General features: G+C 24.8%; 16 protein-coding genes. 4 read left to right on the plus strand and 12 right to left on the minus strand.

What is annotated here, in order from left to right; all coding sequences use genetic code 11:
- Positions 1-127 precede the first annotated feature (127 nt).
- Entirely contained in the window at positions 128-1,189 is a 1,062-nt protein-coding gene (gap, locus tag J2Z53_RS09595; protein ID WP_209797277.1) for a type I glyceraldehyde-3-phosphate dehydrogenase, read from the plus strand.
- 168 nt (positions 1,190-1,357) lie between these two features.
- Positions 1,358-2,290: a deoxyribonuclease IV gene (locus J2Z53_RS09600; protein WP_456237041.1), complete on the plus strand. Its 933-nt coding sequence runs from the start codon at positions 1,358-1,360 to the stop codon at positions 2,288-2,290.
- Positions 2,291-2,502: 212 nt separating this feature from the next.
- Here J2Z53_RS09600 and J2Z53_RS09605 read toward each other — a convergent pair whose 3' ends face one another.
- Positions 2,503-3,597 carry a DUF5808 domain-containing protein gene (locus J2Z53_RS09605; RefSeq protein ID WP_209797278.1) on the minus strand — a complete coding sequence of 365 codons (1,095 nt, stop codon included), beginning with the start codon at positions 3,595-3,597 and terminating at the stop codon, positions 2,503-2,505.
- A gap of 2 nt (positions 3,598-3,599) precedes the next feature.
- Positions 3,600-3,983, minus strand: a complete 384-nt coding sequence (locus J2Z53_RS09610) for a GntR family transcriptional regulator (protein ID WP_209797279.1) — start codon at positions 3,981-3,983, stop codon at positions 3,600-3,602.
- 202 nt (positions 3,984-4,185) lie between these two features.
- Between J2Z53_RS09610 and J2Z53_RS09615 the strand changes: the two genes are divergently transcribed.
- The gene (locus tag J2Z53_RS09615) at positions 4,186-5,037 is read left to right on the plus strand and encodes a Tim44 domain-containing protein (protein WP_209797280.1); all 852 of its coding nucleotides are present in this window, start codon (positions 4,186-4,188) and stop codon (positions 5,035-5,037) included.
- A gap of 13 nt (positions 5,038-5,050) precedes the next feature.
- Here the strand turns inward: J2Z53_RS09615 and J2Z53_RS09620 are convergent, their stop codons facing one another.
- The 6 genes from J2Z53_RS09620 to J2Z53_RS09645 all read right to left on the minus strand — a co-directional run bounded on the left by J2Z53_RS09620 (position 5,051) and on the right by J2Z53_RS09645 (position 15,575).
- Positions 5,051-6,478: an MFS transporter gene (locus tag J2Z53_RS09620; RefSeq protein WP_327786718.1), complete on the minus strand. Its 1,428-nt coding sequence runs from the start codon at positions 6,476-6,478 to the stop codon at positions 5,051-5,053.
- 306 nt (positions 6,479-6,784) lie between these two features.
- Positions 6,785-8,698 carry a molecular chaperone HtpG gene (htpG, locus tag J2Z53_RS09625; RefSeq protein WP_209797281.1) on the minus strand — a complete coding sequence of 638 codons (1,914 nt, stop codon included), beginning with the start codon at positions 8,696-8,698 and terminating at the stop codon, positions 6,785-6,787.
- A gap of 190 nt (positions 8,699-8,888) precedes the next feature.
- Positions 8,889-9,326, minus strand: a complete 438-nt coding sequence (gene hsp18, locus J2Z53_RS09630; protein WP_209797282.1) for a heat shock protein Hsp18 — start codon at positions 9,324-9,326, stop codon at positions 8,889-8,891.
- A gap of 254 nt (positions 9,327-9,580) precedes the next feature.
- Positions 9,581-11,902, minus strand: a complete 2,322-nt coding sequence (locus J2Z53_RS09635; protein ID WP_209797283.1) for a putative bifunctional diguanylate cyclase/phosphodiesterase — start codon at positions 11,900-11,902, stop codon at positions 9,581-9,583.
- Positions 11,903-12,197: 295 nt separating this feature from the next.
- Positions 12,198-13,694, minus strand: coding sequence for a YfcC family protein (locus J2Z53_RS09640; protein ID WP_209797284.1), 1,497 nt, complete (start codon positions 13,692-13,694; stop codon positions 12,198-12,200).
- Positions 13,695-14,210: 516 nt separating this feature from the next.
- A complete protein-coding gene (locus J2Z53_RS09645; RefSeq protein ID WP_209797285.1) occupies positions 14,211-15,575 on the minus strand; it encodes an alanine/glycine:cation symporter family protein in 1,365 nt (454 codons plus the stop codon).
- A gap of 498 nt (positions 15,576-16,073) precedes the next feature.
- Between J2Z53_RS09645 and J2Z53_RS09650 the strand changes: the two genes are divergently transcribed.
- Positions 16,074-17,393 (plus strand): C1 family peptidase, encoded by a 1,320-nt coding sequence (locus J2Z53_RS09650; RefSeq protein WP_209797286.1) that lies wholly within the window; start codon positions 16,074-16,076, stop codon positions 17,391-17,393.
- 106 nt (positions 17,394-17,499) lie between these two features.
- Here J2Z53_RS09650 and J2Z53_RS09655 read toward each other — a convergent pair whose 3' ends face one another.
- From J2Z53_RS09655 to J2Z53_RS12965, 4 genes are all read right to left on the minus strand, one after another.
- The gene (locus tag J2Z53_RS09655) at positions 17,500-17,814 is read right to left on the minus strand and encodes a hypothetical protein (RefSeq protein ID WP_209797287.1); all 315 of its coding nucleotides are present in this window, start codon (positions 17,812-17,814) and stop codon (positions 17,500-17,502) included.
- A gap of 161 nt (positions 17,815-17,975) precedes the next feature.
- Positions 17,976-18,242, minus strand: coding sequence for a hypothetical protein (locus J2Z53_RS09660; RefSeq protein WP_209797288.1), 267 nt, complete (start codon positions 18,240-18,242; stop codon positions 17,976-17,978).
- Between the two features lie 4 nt (positions 18,243-18,246).
- Positions 18,247-19,659: a hypothetical protein gene (locus J2Z53_RS09665; protein ID WP_209797289.1), complete on the minus strand. Its 1,413-nt coding sequence runs from the start codon at positions 19,657-19,659 to the stop codon at positions 18,247-18,249.
- A 28-nt stretch (positions 19,660-19,687) separates the two neighbouring features.
- Complete coding sequence (locus tag J2Z53_RS12965; RefSeq protein ID WP_209797290.1) at positions 19,688-21,499, minus strand: Ig-like domain-containing protein; 1,812 nt, start codon at positions 21,497-21,499, stop codon at positions 19,688-19,690.
- Between the last annotated feature and the right edge of the window lie 19 nt (positions 21,500-21,518).

Below are 21,518 nucleotides of genomic sequence, written 5' to 3' on the forward strand. Positions count from 1 at the left end.
AATATATATTATTTGACATTTTTATCATAAAGTATTATAAATAATATATGATATTTTCTAAAAATAGTATACTATATTACATTTATATAAAGTATACTATATATTATTAAAATGAGGTGGTACATAAATGAAAATAAAAGTAGGTATTAATGGTTTTGGAAGAATAGGAAGAACTGTTCTTAGAATTGCTCAAGAAACATTAAGTGATAACATTGAAATAGTTGCTATAAATGCTAGAGCAAATTCAGAAACTTTAGCTCATCTTTTTAAATACGATTCTTGTTTTGGAAGATTTAATGGTGATGTAAAGGTTAAACAAGATAGTATAATTATAAATAATAAAGAAATAAAGATTTTACATAAAAATGAACCTAAAGACATCCCTTGGAATAAACTTGGTGTAGATATAGTTATTGAATCTACAGGTAAATTTAAAACAAGAGCTGAACTTAATGAACACATAAATTCTGGAGCAAAAAAAGTTATTTTAACAGCACCAGCTAAAGAAGGTGCTGATGATATAACAATAGTTATGGGTGTTAATGAAAATAATTATGATAATAGTAATCATAATATAATTTCTAATGCTTCATGTACAACTAACTGTTTAGCTCCAGTAGTTAAAGTTATTGATGAAAGGTTTGGAATAAAAAAAGGATTAATTACAACTATTCATTCATATACTAATGACCAAAAAATATTAGATAAAACTCATAAAGATTTAAGAAGAGCTAGAGCTGCTGGTGAATCAATAATACCTACTACTACTGGTGCTGCAAAAGCTGTAGCAAAAGTTTTACCAAATCTTAAAGGTAAATTAAATGGTTTTGCATTAAGAGTTCCAACTCCAACTGTATCTATTACAGATTTAGTTTGTGAAATTAATAAAACAGTTACAAAAGAAGAAATAAATAAAGCTTTTGAAGATGCATCAAAAAATGAATTAAAAGGAATATTAGGATATTCTGAAGAACCTCTTGTTTCTGTAGACTATAAAGGCGACGACAGATCTACTATAGTAGATTCTCTTTCAACTATGGTCATTGATGGAAATATGATTAAAATTGCTGCATGGTATGACAATGAATGGGGATATTCTGCTAGAGTTGTAGATTTAACTAATTATGTTGCAGAAGAATTGAAAAAATCTCAATTACTTTCTAAAAAAATAGAAAATAAAATAGCCTAAAAATAGTTTAAATAACTGAAGAATCTGTAGATAAATTTATAAAAATTTATCTACAGTTTTTTATTTCCTTTATAATCACTTTTATATAACAATTTGTATTCTTTAAAAATTTTTACTGTAATATTATAATTAATAATAGTAAAATATATTTATAAATTTTATTTTAATATGAAAGGATTAAATCGTATGATAAAATTAGGATGCCACGTTGGAATGAGTGGAAAAGAAATGTTTCTAGGCTCAGCAAAAGAAGCCGTTTCTTATGGAGCAAATACTTTTATGGTATATACTGGTGCTCCACAAAATACTAGACGTAAAGATATTAGTGAACTTAGAATAGATGAAGGCTGGAGTTATATGAAGGAGCATGGAATTAATGATATAGTTATTCATGCACCTTATATTATAAATTTAGGAAATACCGTAAAACCTGAAACCTTTAACCTTGCAGTTGAATTTTTGGCACTTGAACTTGAAAGAACTGAAGCTATGGGAAGTAAAACTTTAGTCCTTCACCCTGGTGCTCACGTTGGTGCTGGTGTAGATGCTGGAATTAATCAAATTATTAAGGGGCTTAATGAAGTATTAACTAAAGATACTAAATGTAATATATCCCTTGAAACTATGGCTGGAAAAGGTACTGAAATTGGAAGAACCTTTGAAGAAATTGCTAGAATTTTTGATGGTGTAACTTACAATGATAAACTTAGAGTTTGCTTTGATACTTGTCATACTAGTGATAGTGGATATGACATTATTAATGATTTTGATGGAGTTATTAATAACTTTGACAAACTTATTGGAAAAGACAAAATTGCAGTATTTCATTTAAATGACAGTAAAAATGTTCCTGGAGCTAAAAAGGATCGTCATGAAAATATTGGTATTGGTAATATTGGATTTGAAGCTTTAAGATATGTTGTTTGGCATAAAGACTTCTTAAATGTTTCAAAGATTTTAGAAACTCCTTACATTACTATTCCAGGAGAAAAGAAAAAATCTGTTCCACCTTACAAATATGAAATTGAACTTTTAAGAGCAAATAAACCAGTTTCTATATCTAATGAAGAATTTATAGAAAATGTTCTAAAAAATAGATAAATTTAAAAGGAGTTATATCAAAACTTAATAATAAAACTTGAAATCATATTTCTAAAACTAATAGATATTCTCTAATACTGTTTACAAGTTTTATTAAAAAGTTATTTTAATATAGCTCCTAATTTTTATTTATACAATAATATATTTAGTTATCAAGAAAAAATAAAGGAATTATACAAATAATTTTATTTATATAATTCCTTTATATTAATTTAAGTTTGAGTAAAAGCCAGAACTAATGCTACAATCAATACTATTCCAATCATTATATATATTGCCATTCCTATTTTTGTTGCTGCATTTGCTGTATATCCAATACCAAATCTTTTTTCAACATTAACACGTGGATCATCTTTATTGTAATATATAAATCCAAATATCCATTTATCATCATCATCTTTTGAAACTACATCATTATTTTCTATTTTGTAGTCATTTCTTATTTTATAGGCTTTAATTATAAATATTACAAGAATTATAAATAATAATACTGTAAGAATACCTATAATTCCAGTTAGAATACTATTCATAGATATTATCTGAAGGACTTGAAGATTTCCTATTACTAGCATAGCTATACTAATTGTTCCAGTAAAAAACATCATCTTTGATAAAATATTCCTATATCTTAAGTTTCCTTCCCTTGATTTTTCTGGATTTCTTGGGTCTATCTTAAGCTTTTGTTTTTGAATTAAATAATCAACAAATATGAATACACAAACTAATATAATCATACTTAAAATAACACCAAATACTGTAAAGAAATTTTTATTAGAATATCCAATAATATTTCCCCTAAAATCAAAGTTACTTGGAAATTTGTTTGGTAGCATACTGTACCTAGTTATACATAAATATAAATTTATTAAAATTGCTGGAATTGATATAACTAAATAAGAAAATAATATTTTTTTATTATATTTATAATCTTCAAGTTCATATACAACAACTTGTTTTTTATCCTTTAGTCCCCCAAGTTCTCTCTTTATTCCTTTAAGTTTTTCATTATAAATTCCAAAGGAGATCATTGTTCCAAATATTGCAAAGAAAATTGAAACTATACTTATTGGTGTACTTAAAATAAAATAACTTAATATAATCCCAATCTCTGCAATTATTGAAATCATAAAATTACTTGTAACATATCTTTTCAATAACTTTTTAATTTTCTCATTATTTTTCATTTCTTCTGTTACTACACAACCTAATAGTAATTGTTTTTTCCCTCTTATAGAAAGTATTGTAGCTGTATAAAATTGAATAAAAATTACTAAAGACATTATAATCAAATAACTAATATCAAACATTATTATTTACCTCCTTCATAACAATCTAAAACTTTATTTAATAAAGAAATTATTTCTTCTCTATTCATACCCTTTGCAGTTCCATCTGCTGCTATTTCATTAAGTTTTATTTTATATTTCTCTTTAAACTCTATGTCATCCTTTGCTCTTTTAATATTTACTATAACTCCCTTTCTTCTATCTACAGTTACAAATCCCTCCTCCTTTAATAAATTATATGCTTTATTTACAGTGTGAAGGTTAACTTCTACTCCTGATGCTAATTCTCTTACTGATGGAAGTTTATCCCCTTCCTTTATTTCATTCTTTGCTATCCCTTCAATAATTTTATTTCTTATTTGAAGATATATTGGCACTTCATTATCAAATTCTAATACTAGAAACACATTTATCTCTCCTTATTAATTATTTTTTAATTAATAAATTATTCTATCTGTTATATATAATATAGAACAATTAAAATAAATATTCAATCTAAAATTAAATATTTTTTATATATGAAATAATTGTTAATTATTTCAAAAAGCTTTAACTTAAATTTTTTTAAGTTATATAATATAAACCAATAATATAAGGGGGAAAACTATATTGAAAAGACATTTAACAAACTTTCTATTCATATTATTTTTATCTTTAATTATTTTACCAACTACTTCAGCCTTTGCTATAGCAGGTGGTGGTCATGGCGGCGGTGGAGGACACAGTAGTAGCAGTAGCAGTCATAGTAGTTCATCATCAAGTTCTTCTAGCAGTAGCCACTCATATTATGGTGAATCAAACTTTCCAGGTAGTTCTATAAGATATACCTCTTCAGGATATTATGGTGGTGGTTATGAAAGTAGTAATAAACTTAATCTATCAGACATATTATTTTTAATATTTGCTTTTTTAACATTCGGTGGTGGAATTGCAAGGTTAAAATATAAGGCAAAATTACAAAGTAAAAAATATAAATGTTTGTCAGCTATAAGTGAATTTAAAAAAAATGATTCTGGTTGGGATTATGACAATCTTGAAAAAGATATTACAAGAGCTTTTTATCTTGTACAGGAAGCTTGGACAGAAAGAGATCAAGATATAGCAAAAGATTATATGAGTAATGATATTTATAAATTGCATAAATGCAAAACAGAATGGATGAAAATTAGGGGAGAAAAAAATATATTAAAAGATATTAAACTATTAAGTATTACTCCAGTTGGTGCACTAGATTCAGAAAATGATCTTAAAGATATGCTTTGGGTTAATATAAAATGTTCAATGATAGATTATACAATAAATGAAAAAACAAATGAAATTATTGAAGGTAACAGATGGAAAAGTACAAAGTACGAACAATTTTGGAAATTTAAAAGAAATGAAAATCACTGGGTATTAGATAATATAAAATGGCCTGATGAAATTGAAGATTTAAATGGATTTTATAACATAAAAAAATAATCAGCTTTAAAATCTAAAGCTGATTATTTTTATATTTTTTATATCTTATAATACTTAAAATTACTGATATAAAACACATAATTGCTGCTACTTTAAATACAGAAGTCATAGCTGAAATAAATACATAATTTTTTCCAACTATATAATTTGAAACTTTATATCCTAACATTTTACTCATTCTGTCATATAAAAGAGTTGTTGCTAATGTAAATCCAAAAGTCATTCCTACATTTCTAAATAATGAATTTACGCTACCTGCAATCCCAAGTTTTTCTTTTGGTATCCTTGCCATAACAAGTGAATTATTTGAAGATTTAAACATACCATTTCCAATCCCCATAATTGCATTATAAACACCTACATACCAAAGAGGTGTACCTTCATTTATTATTCCCATAAGTAAAAATCCTAAAGCTAAAAATATAGTTCCTATTGTTGATATTAATTCTGGATTTAATTTATCAGCTAAATCTCCACTTATTGGTGAAGTAATACCTAATACTAGGGGATATATTATAAGAAATAATCCTGAATAGAAAGGACTTATATTTAATGAATCTTGTAGATAAAATGGTAATAATATTGTTTGACAACTTACTGCAACAAAAGTAAAAAAGCCACAACCTACACTTATTATAAATAATTTATTTTTGAATAAAGTTAAATCTAAAACTGGAGATTTAACTGTCTTTTGAAGATATATAAATACTAAAAACGATAAAATTGAAATCAAAAATCCAAGTAAAATTATTTTATTTGTATATCCTAAAAACTCACCTTCTGTTACTGATAATATAAGTGAAACTATAAATACTGCAAAAACTATAGTTCCTCTAAAGTCTATTTTTTCATCAGTGCTATTGTCATTTTTAGGTAAAACCTTTGTTGAACTTATAAAGGCTATTATTCCTATTGGTACATTAATCCAAAATATAAGATCCCATCTTATTGCTGCAATCATACCACCAAGTGCTGGTCCAATCATTGTTCCTAATGCAACTGCACTAGAAGATATTCCCATAGCCTTTGCTCTTCCATTATTTGAATATGTTTTGCTTATTATGCCCATACCAACTGCCATAGTGCAAGAAGCTCCTGTTCCTTGAATTACTCTTGAACATATAAGCAATGGTAATGACTTTGATAATCCACTTAAAATAGATCCAATTGTAAATATCAAAACACCTATTTTAAATACTTTGCACTTTCCTTTTATATCTCCAATTCTTCCACATAATAATATTAAAACTGCAATTGTAATTAAATAGCTAGTAACAATCCATTGAACTCCTGCCATAGTAGAATGTAAATCATAAGCTATTAAAGGTAATGCAACATTTACAATACTACTATCTAAGCACGTCATAAATGTCATAGCTACTGTACACATTAATATTTTAAATTTTTTATTTTCGCTTAAGTCTTCATGTACATCTTCCACACTATCATCTCCTAAGCTATACTATTTAATTTCTATTAAAACATTTATAACTATTATAGGAGAAATTTATTAACTTTTTAGCTAATTAGAATGTACATTATTTTAATTTAATATATTTTTTATTAGTATTCTTTATTGAACTAAAATTTAAGGACAGCTAATGATTAGCTGTCCTTAAATTTATTTATTTTTTAGTTATTAATTATCAATAACTTTACTTTATATCTTTAATAAATATAAAGTACTCCAAATTTCAAACCTTTTAAAGAAATTCTCAAGATACTTTAATAATATATAAAATTCTTTTTATTTCATTAACTTACATATATCATTTGTAAATTCTACAGGATCACTTATAGTTAATCCTTCTATAAGTAATGCTTCATTATATAATAAACTTGTATATAAATTAAATTTATCCTTATCATTTTCATAAGATTCTTTTAGTGCCTTAAATACATCATGATTTATATTTATTTCTAGAATCTTATCTGCCTTTATTTTTTCATTATTAGGCATAGCATTTAATATCTTTTCCATTTCGATAGTTATATCTCCACCATTTGATAAGCATACTGGATGATTTTTTAATCTCTTTGATGCCTTAACTTCCTTAATTTTATCTTTTAAAACTTCCTTCATAGCATCAAAAATTTCTTTATTCTCTTTAACATCACTTTCTGATTCTTCTTTATTTTCATCATTTTCTATACCTAAATCACTGCTAGATACTGATTTAAATTCCTTTTCTTTATAAGACATCATAACTTTTATAGCAAACTCATCTACATCTTCTGTAAAGTATAATATTTCATATCCTTTATCTAAAACAAGTTCTGTTTGTGGAAGCTTTTCTATTCTATCTATTGATTCTCCAACAGCATAATAAATATATTTTTGATCTTCTTTCATTCTATCAACATATTCATCTAAAGTTACCATTTTCTTTTCCTTTGATGAATAGAACATTAATAAATCTTGTAAGTCTTCTTTATTAACTCCAAAATCACTATAAACTCCATATTTTAATTGTCTACCAAAGGCTTCATAGAACTTTTCATAAGTTTCTCTATCATTTTTAAGCATATTTTTTAATTCGTTTTTGATTTTATTTTTTATATTTTTAGCAATACGTCTTAATTGTCTATCATGTTGAAGAATTTCTCTTGATATGTTAAGTGATAAATCTGGAGAATCAACTACCCCTTTAACAAATCCAAAATAATCTGGAAGTAAATCACTACACTTTTCCATAATTAAAACGCCATTTGAATATAACTCTAAACCTTTTTCATATTCTTTAGTATAGAAATCATATGGCATTCTTTCAGGAATATATAATATAGCATTATAACTTACAACTCCATCAACACTTATATGAACATGTTTTAATGGCTTATCAAATCCAAAATGTTTTTCTTGATAGAAATTGTTGTAATCCTCATCTGTAAGCTCACTTTTATTCTTTTTCCATATAGGAGTCATACTATTTATAACTTCTTCTTCTTTATACTCTTCATATTCTTTATCTTTTTCTTCTTTATCTTTTTCTTCTTTATCCTTGCTATCTTCTTTTACTCTTGTTTTTGTTACTTCCATTTTTATTGGATATCTAATAAAATCAGAGTATTTTTTAATCATTGCTCTTAATTTATATTCTTCTAAATATTGATCATAATCTTCTTCTTCAGTATTTTCTTTTATTTTAAGGATAATTTCTGTACCTACAGAATCCTTTTCACAAGGTTCAATAGTATATCCATCTGCTCCTTCTGATTCCCATTTATAAGCTTCATTACTTCCAAGTGCTTTACTTATAACAGTAACTTTATCTGCAACTAAAAAAGCTGAATAAAATCCAACACCAAATTGACCAATTATATCATGTTCGTCCTTTGATTCATTATCTTTTTTAAATTGTAAAGATCCACTTTGTGCTATTATACCAAGGTTATTTTCAAGTTCTTCCTTTGTCATTCCTATACCAGTATCACAAATTTTTAATGTTCTGTTATCCTTATCAAAAACTATTTTTATAAAATAATTATCTTTATCAAAACTTAAAGAATCATCTGATAAAGCTTTATAATATATTTTATCTATTGCATCACTAGCATTAGAAATAAGTTCTCTTAAGAAAATCTCCCTATTTGTATAAATTGAATTAATCATAAGGTCTAGTACCCTTTTAGACTCCGCCTTAAATTTTTTCTTTTCCAATTAAAATCTCTCCCTTCAAAATGAATACCAAATTTATTATTAATTACTGCTAAAACTCAAATATCTAGCAGCTATAATTATTAATCATATTATGTATGTTAATTAAATTTTTTATTATTAATAATAGGTATAAAAGGTGCTATCCTAAAAAAGGACGCACCTAAATCTAAAAAGATCATTAAAATACTTTTTATTTAATATCTATTTTTCTTTTATTACTATTATCTTTTACTAACTTTGGAAGTGTAACTTTTAAAACTCCATTTTCAAAAGAAGCACTTATTTTATCTTGATCTACATTATCTATATAAAAGCTTCTTTTAAATTCACCATAATGTCTTTCACGTCTTACATAGTTTTCTTTATTTTCTTCTACACTTTCATCTCTTTTTGCATTGATAACTAAATAATTATTATCAATATCCACATTTATATCTTTCTTATTAACTCCAGGCAATTCAGCTTCAACTAAGTAATCTTTATCTGTTTCCTTTAAATCTACTTTAAAGCTTCCTTGTAAATCCATTGATGCTAAAGAATTGTCATCAAAGAAATTTTTTAAAAGGGATGAAAAAAGTTCGTCTCTTCTACTCAAATTGTTTTTTTCAAATGGTATCATATCAAACATACTATCTCCTCCTAAAAAATTATTTTTTGTTAGCACTCCTTACTAGTGAGTGCTAATTACCTTTAATTATTATATACCACTTATTTATTTTTTTGTCAATATAACTAAAAATAATATTATTATAAATATAAAAATATTATTTCATTATATTTATTTGCACATATATTACTAATAAAAAAAATAATAAGCCTAAAATTATATTAAATTAAAGACTTATTATTTTGCATTTTATATGTTACTTACAAAGGTTTATTCTACTTACTACTTAAATATTTTTTTTCAAATTCACAAGGTTTTAATGGTTTGCTCCATATATATCCTTGAATTTCATCACACCCTAACTTTCTCAATATATTAAGTTGTTTCTCATCTTCAACACCTTCAGCAATTGTTTTGACACCTAACCCCTTTGCCATCATTATTATTGCCTTAATTACTTGAAGATCTCCATTATTTGATGGAATATTATCTACAAGTATCTTATCTATTTTTAATTTATTAATACTAAATTTCTTTATATAGCTTAAAGAAGAATACCCCGTACCAAAGTCATCTATAGATACTGAAACTCCAATTTTATTTAACTCTTTTAATGTATTTAAAATTATTTTTTCTTCATTAACTTTAATATTTTCAGTAATCTCTACATCTATTAATTTAGGATCTATATTATTGTCAATAATTAATTCTTTCAAATTATCTAAAAAGTCAATATTATTCATTTGCTTTGGAGATACATTAATTCCAATTGTTAACTTCGTATTATATTTCTTATTCCAATAACTAACCTGCTTAATTGCATTTTTCATTACCCAATATCCTATTTTTATGATCATACCACATTCTTCTGCAATATTTATAAATTCTAATGGAGATACAAATCCTATCAATGGATTATTCCATCTTATAAGTGCCTCCAAACCAATAATTTTTTTCGTGGTTAATTCAAATTGTGGTTGATAGCATATTGAAAACTCTTCATCAAAATTTATATTTCTTAAAAGTTGCTCTATATCACTTTTTCTTTTAACTTTATTTTTTAATTTTTCATCATAAAATGAGTACATTAATCCAATATTTTCTTTTGTATGATACATAGCAATATCAGCATTTTTTAATAATAAATTTATATCACATTTATCTTTAGATATATCAATTCCAATATTAATAGAAACATGTAGCTTATGATTTCCAATTATTATAGGTTCTTCACATAAATTTATTATTTTTATAGCAAAATCTTCAATTTCCTTTTTAGTAAATTTACCTACTATTGCAAAAGTAAATTCATCTCCACCTATTCTAGCAACTATAATATTATCAGCAAGTAGGGAACTAAATCTATTTGATAATTCTATTAATGTTTTATCTCCTATATCATGTCCATAAGAATCATTTATAAATTTAAATCTATTCAAGTCCATACATAATACTGCTACTTTTTCATCCTCTTTTTTTAATAAAATCATATCTTCTAATCTTTCTATAAAATACCTTCTGTTAAAAAGATTAGAAAGAACATCACTTTGAGATAATGCTCTAAGCTTTTTATTAGCTATGGATAGTTCTTTAGTTCTTTCTTCTACTCGTTTTTCTAGTAATACATTCATTTCTATTTCTTTATCTAACATATGTTTGTTATAGTTTGAAATTGTAACATAATAACTTAAAAATTTATGTAAAAATATTACTATTACAAAAAATATTATCCATGAAAGTCCTAATCTTCCTATAATCAATAAAATAACCATTGGAATAAATACAATCCACTTGTTTTTTTTATTTAATATTGAATTATATGATAAAGATAGCTTTTCTGTTTTTTTGTTTCTTTCTTCAGTGCTATTATATAAACTTCCTATTGAAAAAAATATAAATGGAATTATATCAAAGATGTTTTGAAAAATATCCAATATATATACATCGTTTATAATATCATATGTATATAATAAGTCTGCCACAGTATAAAATAGTATTCCTATTGTTATTAACATTATAGATTTTTTCTTTATTAATTCATCCATAGTCCTATAAATTATATAAATAATTACTAATGAAATAATATCCATTGTTATATATATTAGTGCTATAATAGAATCAATGTCTGAAATTATATACTTAAATTCTATATCACAAATAACTATCCAAAAAAAGCTAGTCATTATTATTGTTATTGTTGATATATCTATTATTAATTGTATCGATTCTAAGGTTTCTATATTTTTTATAAAATATCTAATTACTGAAAAAGTAATTAGAATTCCAACAAACATATAAATATATTGAGATTCATCTAAAATTTTTAGATTTATATCATAAAAATTTTCATATATTATACATGCAATATAACTAATGCTATAAACACAAAAACAAGAAAATAGTGCTATCCAAATTAATTTATATTCTTTAACATTTTTAATGGAACTAACAAAATAATATAATAATATAAAAAATATAATAGAGAACATTAAGTTTATAAAAAAGGTATTATTTAATACTAGTGATAATACATAAATTAAATAAGCTATTACTATAACTATAATTTTATTTTTGATTTTATCCTCATTTTGTTTCATTTACTTTACCTCCTTTCTTATTTGTTATTAAGAATTAATTAAATAAAAATTACCTTTTGATATCTTCTATTTTATCAATAAAAGTTAATATAAAAATGAATAAATAACCAAATATTATGAAATACTTTTTTAATTTTGTTTTAATAAATATAAAATAGATAAAAAAAAGTAGACTAAATTAATAAAATATAAAACGCATACTTTTATATTTTCTAATTCAGTCTACTTATAAAAACTTAAAATATCATAACTATAAATTTTTATTTTATAGGTTTAAATCTTTATAATATTTTAATTAAATAATTGAGGCTAGCCACAAAATTATACAACATGCTATAAACAAAATGGCCAATAATTTCCACACAAACTTTAACCATGTTCCATATTTTATATGTGCAACAGCTAAATTTCCCATAACTATTACAGATGTTGGTACAAAAATATTTGCAAAACCTGAAGCTGATTGGAAAGATGTAACTAATAAGCTTGATGGAACATGTGAAAATGATCCTAAAGGTCCCATAATTCCCATAGTAGCTGCTGCAAGTCCTGATGAGGATGGAATTAAAAGTGACATAGGAATATAAAATATAAAACTAAGAATTGAAAAAGCTGGAGCTGATAGACCACTTAAATGCATTTCTCCAAAGTGTAATATAGTTGCTGTTATATGTCCATCATTCATAACGACTTGAATTCCTCTTGCTACAGCTACTATAAATGCAACACCTAATAAATCTGATGATCCTTTTATAATTAATTTAATTAGTTCATCACTATCAATTTTATATACAAATCCAACTATTATACTCATAAAAAGCATAAGCATAGTAATTTCTCTAAAATACCATTTACCTAATGGAACCATAGATGTACCAAGTAATTTACCTATAAAAGGAATCCCAATTAACCAATTATTTAGATTTATAAAAAATGTCCAATTAGGATTAAGATCTGACCAAGGAATTAAAGATATAATCATTATAACGAAAGTTAATGTAACTACTATTAATACCTTCTTTTGTTTTGGAGTAATAATTATTTCTTCTCCAACATTTAAAGGAAATTCATTTAAATCTTCTTTATATCTATAAAATTGATATGACTTCTTCTCATCTTTTTTTATCTTTTTAGCATAATTTACAACATATAAAATGCTTATACCAACAAGTACAACAAACATTACTATTCTCCAAACAATTCCTTCCCCTGGAGTAATTCCAAGAATTTGTGAAGCAATTCCTGTTGCAAAAGGATTGACAATAGAAGCAAGACATCCAACCTGAGAACCAATAAGTACAATACTAACAGCTACCATAGAATCTAATCCCATAGCTAACATAACTGGTAAAATAATAATTAAATATGCTATTGTTTCTTCTCCTAATCCATGTACAGTTCCTCCAATTGCACATAAAATCATAAGAATAGCTATTATTTTTGTTTCATTATCCTTATTTTTTTCTGTTATAACTCCAAGTCCAGAATTAATAGCACCAGTTTTAGATACTACCCCTAAAAATCCTCCAAACATTAATATAAAGAATGACACATCTATTGCTCCTGGAGTTATTTTAGTTCCAAGCAAACCATTAATAGGCGCCATAAATACATCCCAAATCCCTTGTGGGTTTGATTTAATAACTTCATATGTTCCTGCTATTACTTTACCATTTGAAGTTGTTTGATATTTTCCTCCTGGAATAATCCATGTAAGAATAGCTATAACAACTATAATTAAAAATAATAAAGTATATGTGTTTGGCATTTTAATTTTTTTCTTCTGTTCCATTACTTCATCCCCTTAGTCTTAAACAAAATAATTTGTTATTTTTAAAATTAGTATTATTTAATTCATAAAAAATTTAATCGATTAATTTCTTTATAATATAATTTTAAATCTTTAGGAAACGATTTCAAAAATTTCTAAAACTTAATTGTGCATATTTATTACAAATTGATTTTTTTAATAAATAAGTATACATATTTAAATTTTATTTTAATAGTTACATAATATTTTATTTATTTTTCCCGAAAAATTTTTCTTTAATTTATTTATTAATAATTTTAAAAATATTTATTTCATATTTTAATTAAATATTTTTTAATTTTTAAAGTTAACTTTTTTCTTAATGTAATATTTTTCATAATCAGTAAAATATATATTAATTTATATTTTTACATGAAAAGAAGATAATTTTAATTTGTATAAAGTCATAAAAAAAATAATGTTTAATCAAAAATGATTAAACATTATTAATAGAACTCATATAACTTTTAATTTTGTTTCTATTTCTTAAATTAACTATTATTTATCTAAAAGATCAGTATCATCTTTTTCATAATCTTTAAGCAATTTAACTACTACCTTATTTAATGCAAGTAATGCAAGTAAGTTAGGTATAACCATAAATCCATTAAAAGTATCAGCAAGTTCCCAAACTAAATCAACCTTTAAACAGGATCCTAAAACTATGAAAAATAAAACTGCAAAAGTATAGTATTTTTTTGCTTTTTCTCCAAATAAATATTTAATATTAATTTCTCCAAAGAAATACCATCCTACTATAGTTGAAAATGCAAAGAAGAATAGGCATATAGCTATAAATATATGACCAAAATGTCCAAATCCAGCATTAAAAGCTACTTGTGTTAATTCTATACCAGTTGTTTTTCCATTTAATACACCAGTTGTTAATATTACTAAAGCTGTTAAAGTAAGTATTATAAAAGTATCTATAAAAACACCCATCATAGCTACAATTCCTTGGTCACAAGGATGTTTAACTTTAGCAATTGCATGTGCATGTGGAGTTGAACCCATACCTGCTTCATTTGAAAATAATCCTCTAGATACACCATACCTAACTGCTTGTTTAATAGTTGCACCTATAACTCCTCCAGTAGCAGCTGCTGGATTAAAAGCGCCTACAAAAATAGATTTGAATGCAGGTAAAATATTTGAAGCATTTAAAATAATTATAAGAACGCTTCCCACTATATAAAATAATGCCATTATAGGAACTATTTTTTCAGTAACTGAAGCTATTTTAGCTCTACCACCAAAAAATATGAAAGCAGCTAATATTGCAACGATAATTCCAATGATTAAAGGATTTATATTAAAAGAATTTTTAAAGGCAACACCTATAGAATTACTTTGAACCATGTTACCCATAAAACCAAGTGCAAGAATTATAAATACTGAGAAACAAGCTGCTAATATCTTACCAAAATTACCTTTAAAAGCAGCTTTAATGTAATAAGCAGGACCTCCTGTAACTTCTCCATTTACCTTAGTCTTATATTTTTGAGCTAATGAAGCTTCAGCAAAAATTGTTGACATTCCAAAGAAAGCACTAAGCCACATCCAAAAAATTGCTCCAGGACCTCCCATAGTAATTGCAGTTGCTGCACCAGCTAGATTTCCTGTTCCAACTTGTGCTGCAATAGCCGTAGCCAATGACTGGAAGGAACTCATTCCTTCATTACCAGCTTTTTCACCATGTAATGTAATTTTACCGAAAGTATCAGAAAAACATTTTTTAAATTTTCTAATCTGGACAAACTTTAATCTAAAACTAAAAAAAATTCCTGTACCACAAAGTAAAAATACAAGTATATACCCCCAGAAAAAAGTATTAAAGCTAGTTACCTTAGAAAGTAAATTCATAAATAATCCTCCTTTTATTTTTTAAAATTTTATTAAAAATAAATATAATAAAAATTTTTTTAATTTATTTTCGTTAATTTTCAAACAAAAGCTTAGCTAAAAATTATAGCTTAACTAATTAGTATTATTTATAGAATTAATTTCTGCCTATACTTAAACGTTATCATAAAGTATGTACCAAAATATTATATTATTTAAATATTTAAAAGTTTATTTCGCTCTTTTCTTTTAATTGTAAACCTAATATGAATTTAATTCCAGAAAACTTTTTTAAATTAATTACTAGATTTTCAATATTAAACATAATTTATTAAGTTTTTTTAAGAATATTGCTTAATAATTATATTATATGTTATAAAATACTCATTTTATAACGTTAACATTTATAATATATTCATTTACAAATTTTTTTTAAGGTATATTATTAAAGTATAGCTAACTATTTTTTATATTTATTGAAATATATTGTAAATAAATTTTATTAAAGAGGTGCATGTTATGATTAAAGAAATTACTAAAGAAAATATTACAAACTACCAAAAAAATTTAAAAGATCTTCCAAACTCTGAAGTCTTAAAAAGAGCCGTTATGAATAATGGAATTAATAAGGCAAGTGAAGATTCAGAAGTAATAGCTAAAAATTTAAATAGAAACTTTTCAATAGATATAGATACTGGAGAAGTCTGTAATCAAAAACATAGTGGAAGATGCTGGCTTTTCTCAACATTAAATACATTAAGGTATGAATTTTCAAAAGATCATAAAGTTAAAGACTTTGAATTTTCTCAAAATTATTTATCATTTTGGGACAGGCTTGAAAAATCTAATTCTTTTTATAACTTTATAGTTCAAACTGCAAATGAACCTTTAGATAGTAGAACAGTTAATACTCTACTAAAAATTTGTAATGGTGATGGTGGACAATGGGATAATGCACCAGCTTTAATTGAAAAATATGGATTAATTCCAAAATATGCAATGCCAGAAACAGAAGTAAGTAACGATACAACTAACTTCAATGAAGTATTAAATTGCAAATTACGTAAAGATGCTCTAGTATTACGTGATCTTATACATAAAGGAGCAAAAGAAGAAGAAATATCAAATACTATAGAAAAAATGTTAAATGAAGTATATCGTATATGTGTATATTCCTTTGGAGAACCACCTGAAAAATTTGATTTTGAATACAAAGATGATGATAAAGTTTATCACCAAGATTTAAATTTAACTCCAAAAGAATTTGCTAAAAAATATATAAGAAAGAATTTAGATGATTATGTTGTTATTCTAAATGCTCCTGATAGAGAATTTAATAAACTTTACTCAATTCCTATGGAAAATAATATTATTGGTGGCCGAGATGTATTATTTTTAAATTTAGATTTAGATACTTTTAAGAATTTACTTATAAATCAATTAAAAGAAGAAGAACCAACATGGTTTGCTTGTGATGTATTAAAACAAATGAGTCGTGATGAAGGTTTATTGGGTGCAGATTTATTTAAATATGAAGATTTGTTCGATATAGACCTTCATATGTCAAAAGCTGAACGTTTATCTTGTGCTGAAGCTACAGTATCTCATGCTATGACAATGGTTGGTGTAGATTTAGTTGATGAAAAACCAACTAGATGGAAAGTTCAAAATAGCTGGGGAGAAAAGGTTGGAGAAAAAGGATATTTTGTTATGGATGATAAATGGTTTGATGAACATGTTTATGATGTAGTTATAAACAAAAAATTCTTAACTAAAGAACAACTTGAAATTTTAAATACAAAACCAGTTGAATTAACATTATGGGATGCACTAGCTTAAAAGATATATAATTGCTTATAAAAATGGTTATAGGAAAATTTGTTTTTACACAAAATTTCCTATAACCATAAAATATATCTATTTCTTTAGTTGTATTCTTAATGAATTATTTATCATTTGAATCTTCTTTTGATTTATTAGTTTCAGAAGATACTATTGCTTGTATAGTATTTAATTTTTGTAGGATAACTCCTAATACAATTAAAACAATTGCAAATACTCCATATTGTGCACAGTTTGTCATATAATAACTTACTATATTAAATCCATTACCACTAAGTGTTAATCCGCCTTGTGCTATCATTGTTTGAATATATTGATGACAATTAATAAAAGTCCAAATCATATAAAATATTATTATTACTGCAATTACATATAAAACAATACTTGCAGCTCCTGTTTTTTTCATTTTATTTTTCATTGTTTATCACCCTTTCTTTTTATTTGTTAATTTAATAGACTAATTTAAATAGTCCATTTGTTTTCTAACATAACTTATTATACCAATGTAATCTGTATTTAATATGAACTTTTTGTATATTTTAATTTCTTTCAGATTTCTAATATTTTATTGTATAAAATTTATCTTCTTATTTTTCTCATTAATTCATCTTTTCTTTTTTTCATTCTAAGTATCCTAAGTAGTTCTTTAAGTCCCTCTTCTTCACTTTCATATTTAGAAATAATATTTGTTGAACCTCTTTCATCATTTTCGTATACACACCAATCACCATCAATACATACACAACCTACAACATAAGGTGTAATAGCTACATTTTTAGAATCTCCCACAGGATATTTATCAAGTTTCTCTTTTTTTACAATTTCATAAAATTCTGTCCTATTCATAATCTTAATTCTCCTTTATTTTTTTAATCATTTCTAATTCTTTTAAAGATTCAACCGACATAGGTAACTCCCATTGTCTTCCGCCACCATCATTATTTTCAAATGCATCAGCAATTTTACCATCATATGTTTTACCTGGCTCATGAGTATATGTATCACTTTTTCTTGTATTCCCATCATATTCATAATTAAAAATTTCTATCATTTCTCTATTTTCATCTTGTGTTAAATTTGGATTATTATAATTGTCAATTGCATCCTTTAATTTATCAAAATCTCTAGTTACTTCATATTTATGATAAGATGGTTCATCTGATATATTATCTTCTTTAAAATAATATGGCAACCCTCTATCTTCTTTAGGTTGAACTTCACCATTTTCTATAGAAGCTACAAACCTACCTTTTTCATTACCTAATCTGTCAAATTGATCTCCTTCTTTTGGTGTTATCTCATTTGGTTTTCCTTCAAATCCATTATTTTCTGGCCATTTATAATTAGGATCATCATACCTTTGTCCTGTTTCATCATTTCCAGACATTGGAGGATTATTTAGATATTCTGATTTCTTTGGAACTAAATTGTTTCCTCTTTCCTCTTTAGATGCTGAATCATATGTTTCCTGCATTTTATTTACAAATTCATTTATATCCTCTTTAGAAACTTTTCCTTCACTATCACGTTTGTTGTAAATATCATCTTTAATTAATCCTAATTTATCACTAATATTTTTTTCTGGTTCTTCATAAGATTCTAATTTTTCTTTTACTTCGTCTTCATATTTATCATTTGCTTCTCTTTCACTTGGTAGTAATCTATTATAATCTTCTGATGATTTTCTATCTTGTATTTGCTCTAATCTTTTCCCTAATCTTTCTTGTAATTTTTTTTCTAAATCTACTTTAACCTCTTTTAAATCCTTAGAACCATTTTTTGTATCTTTTTCTTCTTCCATTTCTTTGTAAGATTTTAATTTTTCTTTTAATTCATTTTCTTCTTTATCATTTGCTTCTTTTTCGCTAGGCAACAATCTATCATAATCTTCTGATGATTTTCTATCCTGTATTTGCTTTAATCTCATCTCTAAATCTTCGTTTGACTTATCATTTTCTTTTGGATTAAGTGACTTTTCTATATTATTAAGTTTTTCTTCAGTCGTTTGCTTATTTTCCTCTTTAGTTTTAATTTCTTTAATCTCTTTTTCTCTGCTGTCTTTACTCTCATTTTTTTTTAGACCCTCTTGTTCTTTATGTAAATCGTCTTTTTCTTTATTTTCAGAAGAACTTGAAGGCATTAAATCATTTTCTATATCATTTATTTTTCTATCAAACTGTTCTTGATTTCTTAAATTCATTTCATTTTTCTCAATGTTTTGTTCTTCATTTCTCTCAATATTATTATGGTTTTCTATTTCCATTCATATTTCCCCCTCAAAATATTATTCTCTAATATAACTTAAATAAATCAAAAAATATAGCTGCAAACATACCTAAGTTAAGTAAAATAAATAGTATAGCAGTACCTTTATCCTTTTTATTATGCTTAATAGCTATAAGACCTAATATTATTCCTATTAATGGTGTAACTATATTAATTGTATTTATTCCTGATAATGCTATTGAAAGAATAAATACAATAACTGATGCTGTTAATGAAACATTTCTATATTTTTTCTTTTCAAAAGTACTCTTAACAGAAACATTGCATGAACTACTTACACTTCTATCAGGTGTATAAAAAGTTATAATTGATTTTCCAATACCAGTTGCTTTAATTATTCCATTTTCAAAAATAGCTACATTTTTATCACTTGTTTCCCATAATATTTCATTATTTATAACATCTTTTGGAGAAAATTCAACATTTAACTCTGTAGTTTCTCCAATATAAAGATTTATATCTTGCTTAGATATATTAATATTTGATATCTTTTCTTTTACACTTATTAAGCAAGATTCTGAAATATCCTCTGTAGAAATTTTGATATAACATGTACCAGGATTAAGAGCTACAACATTTCCATTTTCATCAACACTAGCTACAGTAGTATCTGTACTTGTCCATTTTAATTCTGATTGATTATCTGCATTTTCAGGCCAAAACTTATAAGATAACTTTAATATATCTTTAATTCCCATTACATAGCTTTCTTTATCAAGTTCTATTTTTTTAATTTTATTTGTTTGTATAACACTTATATGAAATTTTGAAATTGGCTCCAAGCTACCTTGTATATATACCTCAACATCAACCTCACCAACCGCTAATGCTAAAATATTTTTGCCATCACAAGATACTATGTTTTCTTTACTAAATTTAAAATTTAATTTAGGTAACTCAACATTTTCTGGATAACTTTTTATTATTAATGGAGCAAATGTATTAACTTCCATTTGTTTATTAAAACTAACAGATAAAAAATAGTCTGAGCTACTTAATATTTTTAATTCTATTAAAGAATCAATATTATCACTATGTATTTTCTCTTTAATATTACTAAGTAAATTATTATAAAAAGGAGTAATCCATCTTAATTCTACCAATTCTAATAATGTATTTATCAGTCCATTATTCTCATATTCACAAATAAATACATTGTTAAATTTATACACTCCAAAATCATCATTAACAACTAATATAAAAGTAAAAACATTATCATTTTTTATATCTTCATATATTAACTTTGCATCTTCATTACTTTTGGCAATTATAAAGTTAATATCATCTGTTACATCCTTAAATGATTCTTTTTTATATTCTTTTACATTAAAATTAATATCACATACAGGATAATCTAAAACTTTAAAAACATTAGATTGTTCTTCCTTAAAAATATTACTTTTTCTAAAATGATTATTTATAACATCGTCTATAAAATTATTAGATACAAATATATTTATAGGAAAAACCTTACCATTTAAATCTATTTTATTTGATTTATATATATTTGATAACTTTTTAAATCTATCAGTTATAGGCATATCAATAATTAAATTTTTATGTTTAAACTTTATACACTCTTTATAATCTTTAGCTAAACCCTTTAACAAATAAGCTTCTGCCCACCTTGATATAACAGTAATGTTAAATTCATCATTTAATTCTCTTGAAATAGCTCCAAGAATTTTATCACACCAAGTATAAAATGGTTCCTTTAAGTACTTTGCTAATTCACTATAAGGTGAAATTGGTCTATTATTTATATTTATCCTTGTAATACTATCATAAGGATTTATTGAAATTTCTATTTCATTCACGATTATATTCCCACCTATT

The organism is Clostridium moniliforme (assembly GCF_017873235.1).
Taxonomy (GTDB): Bacteria; Bacillota; Clostridia; order Clostridiales; family Clostridiaceae; genus Clostridium; species Clostridium moniliforme.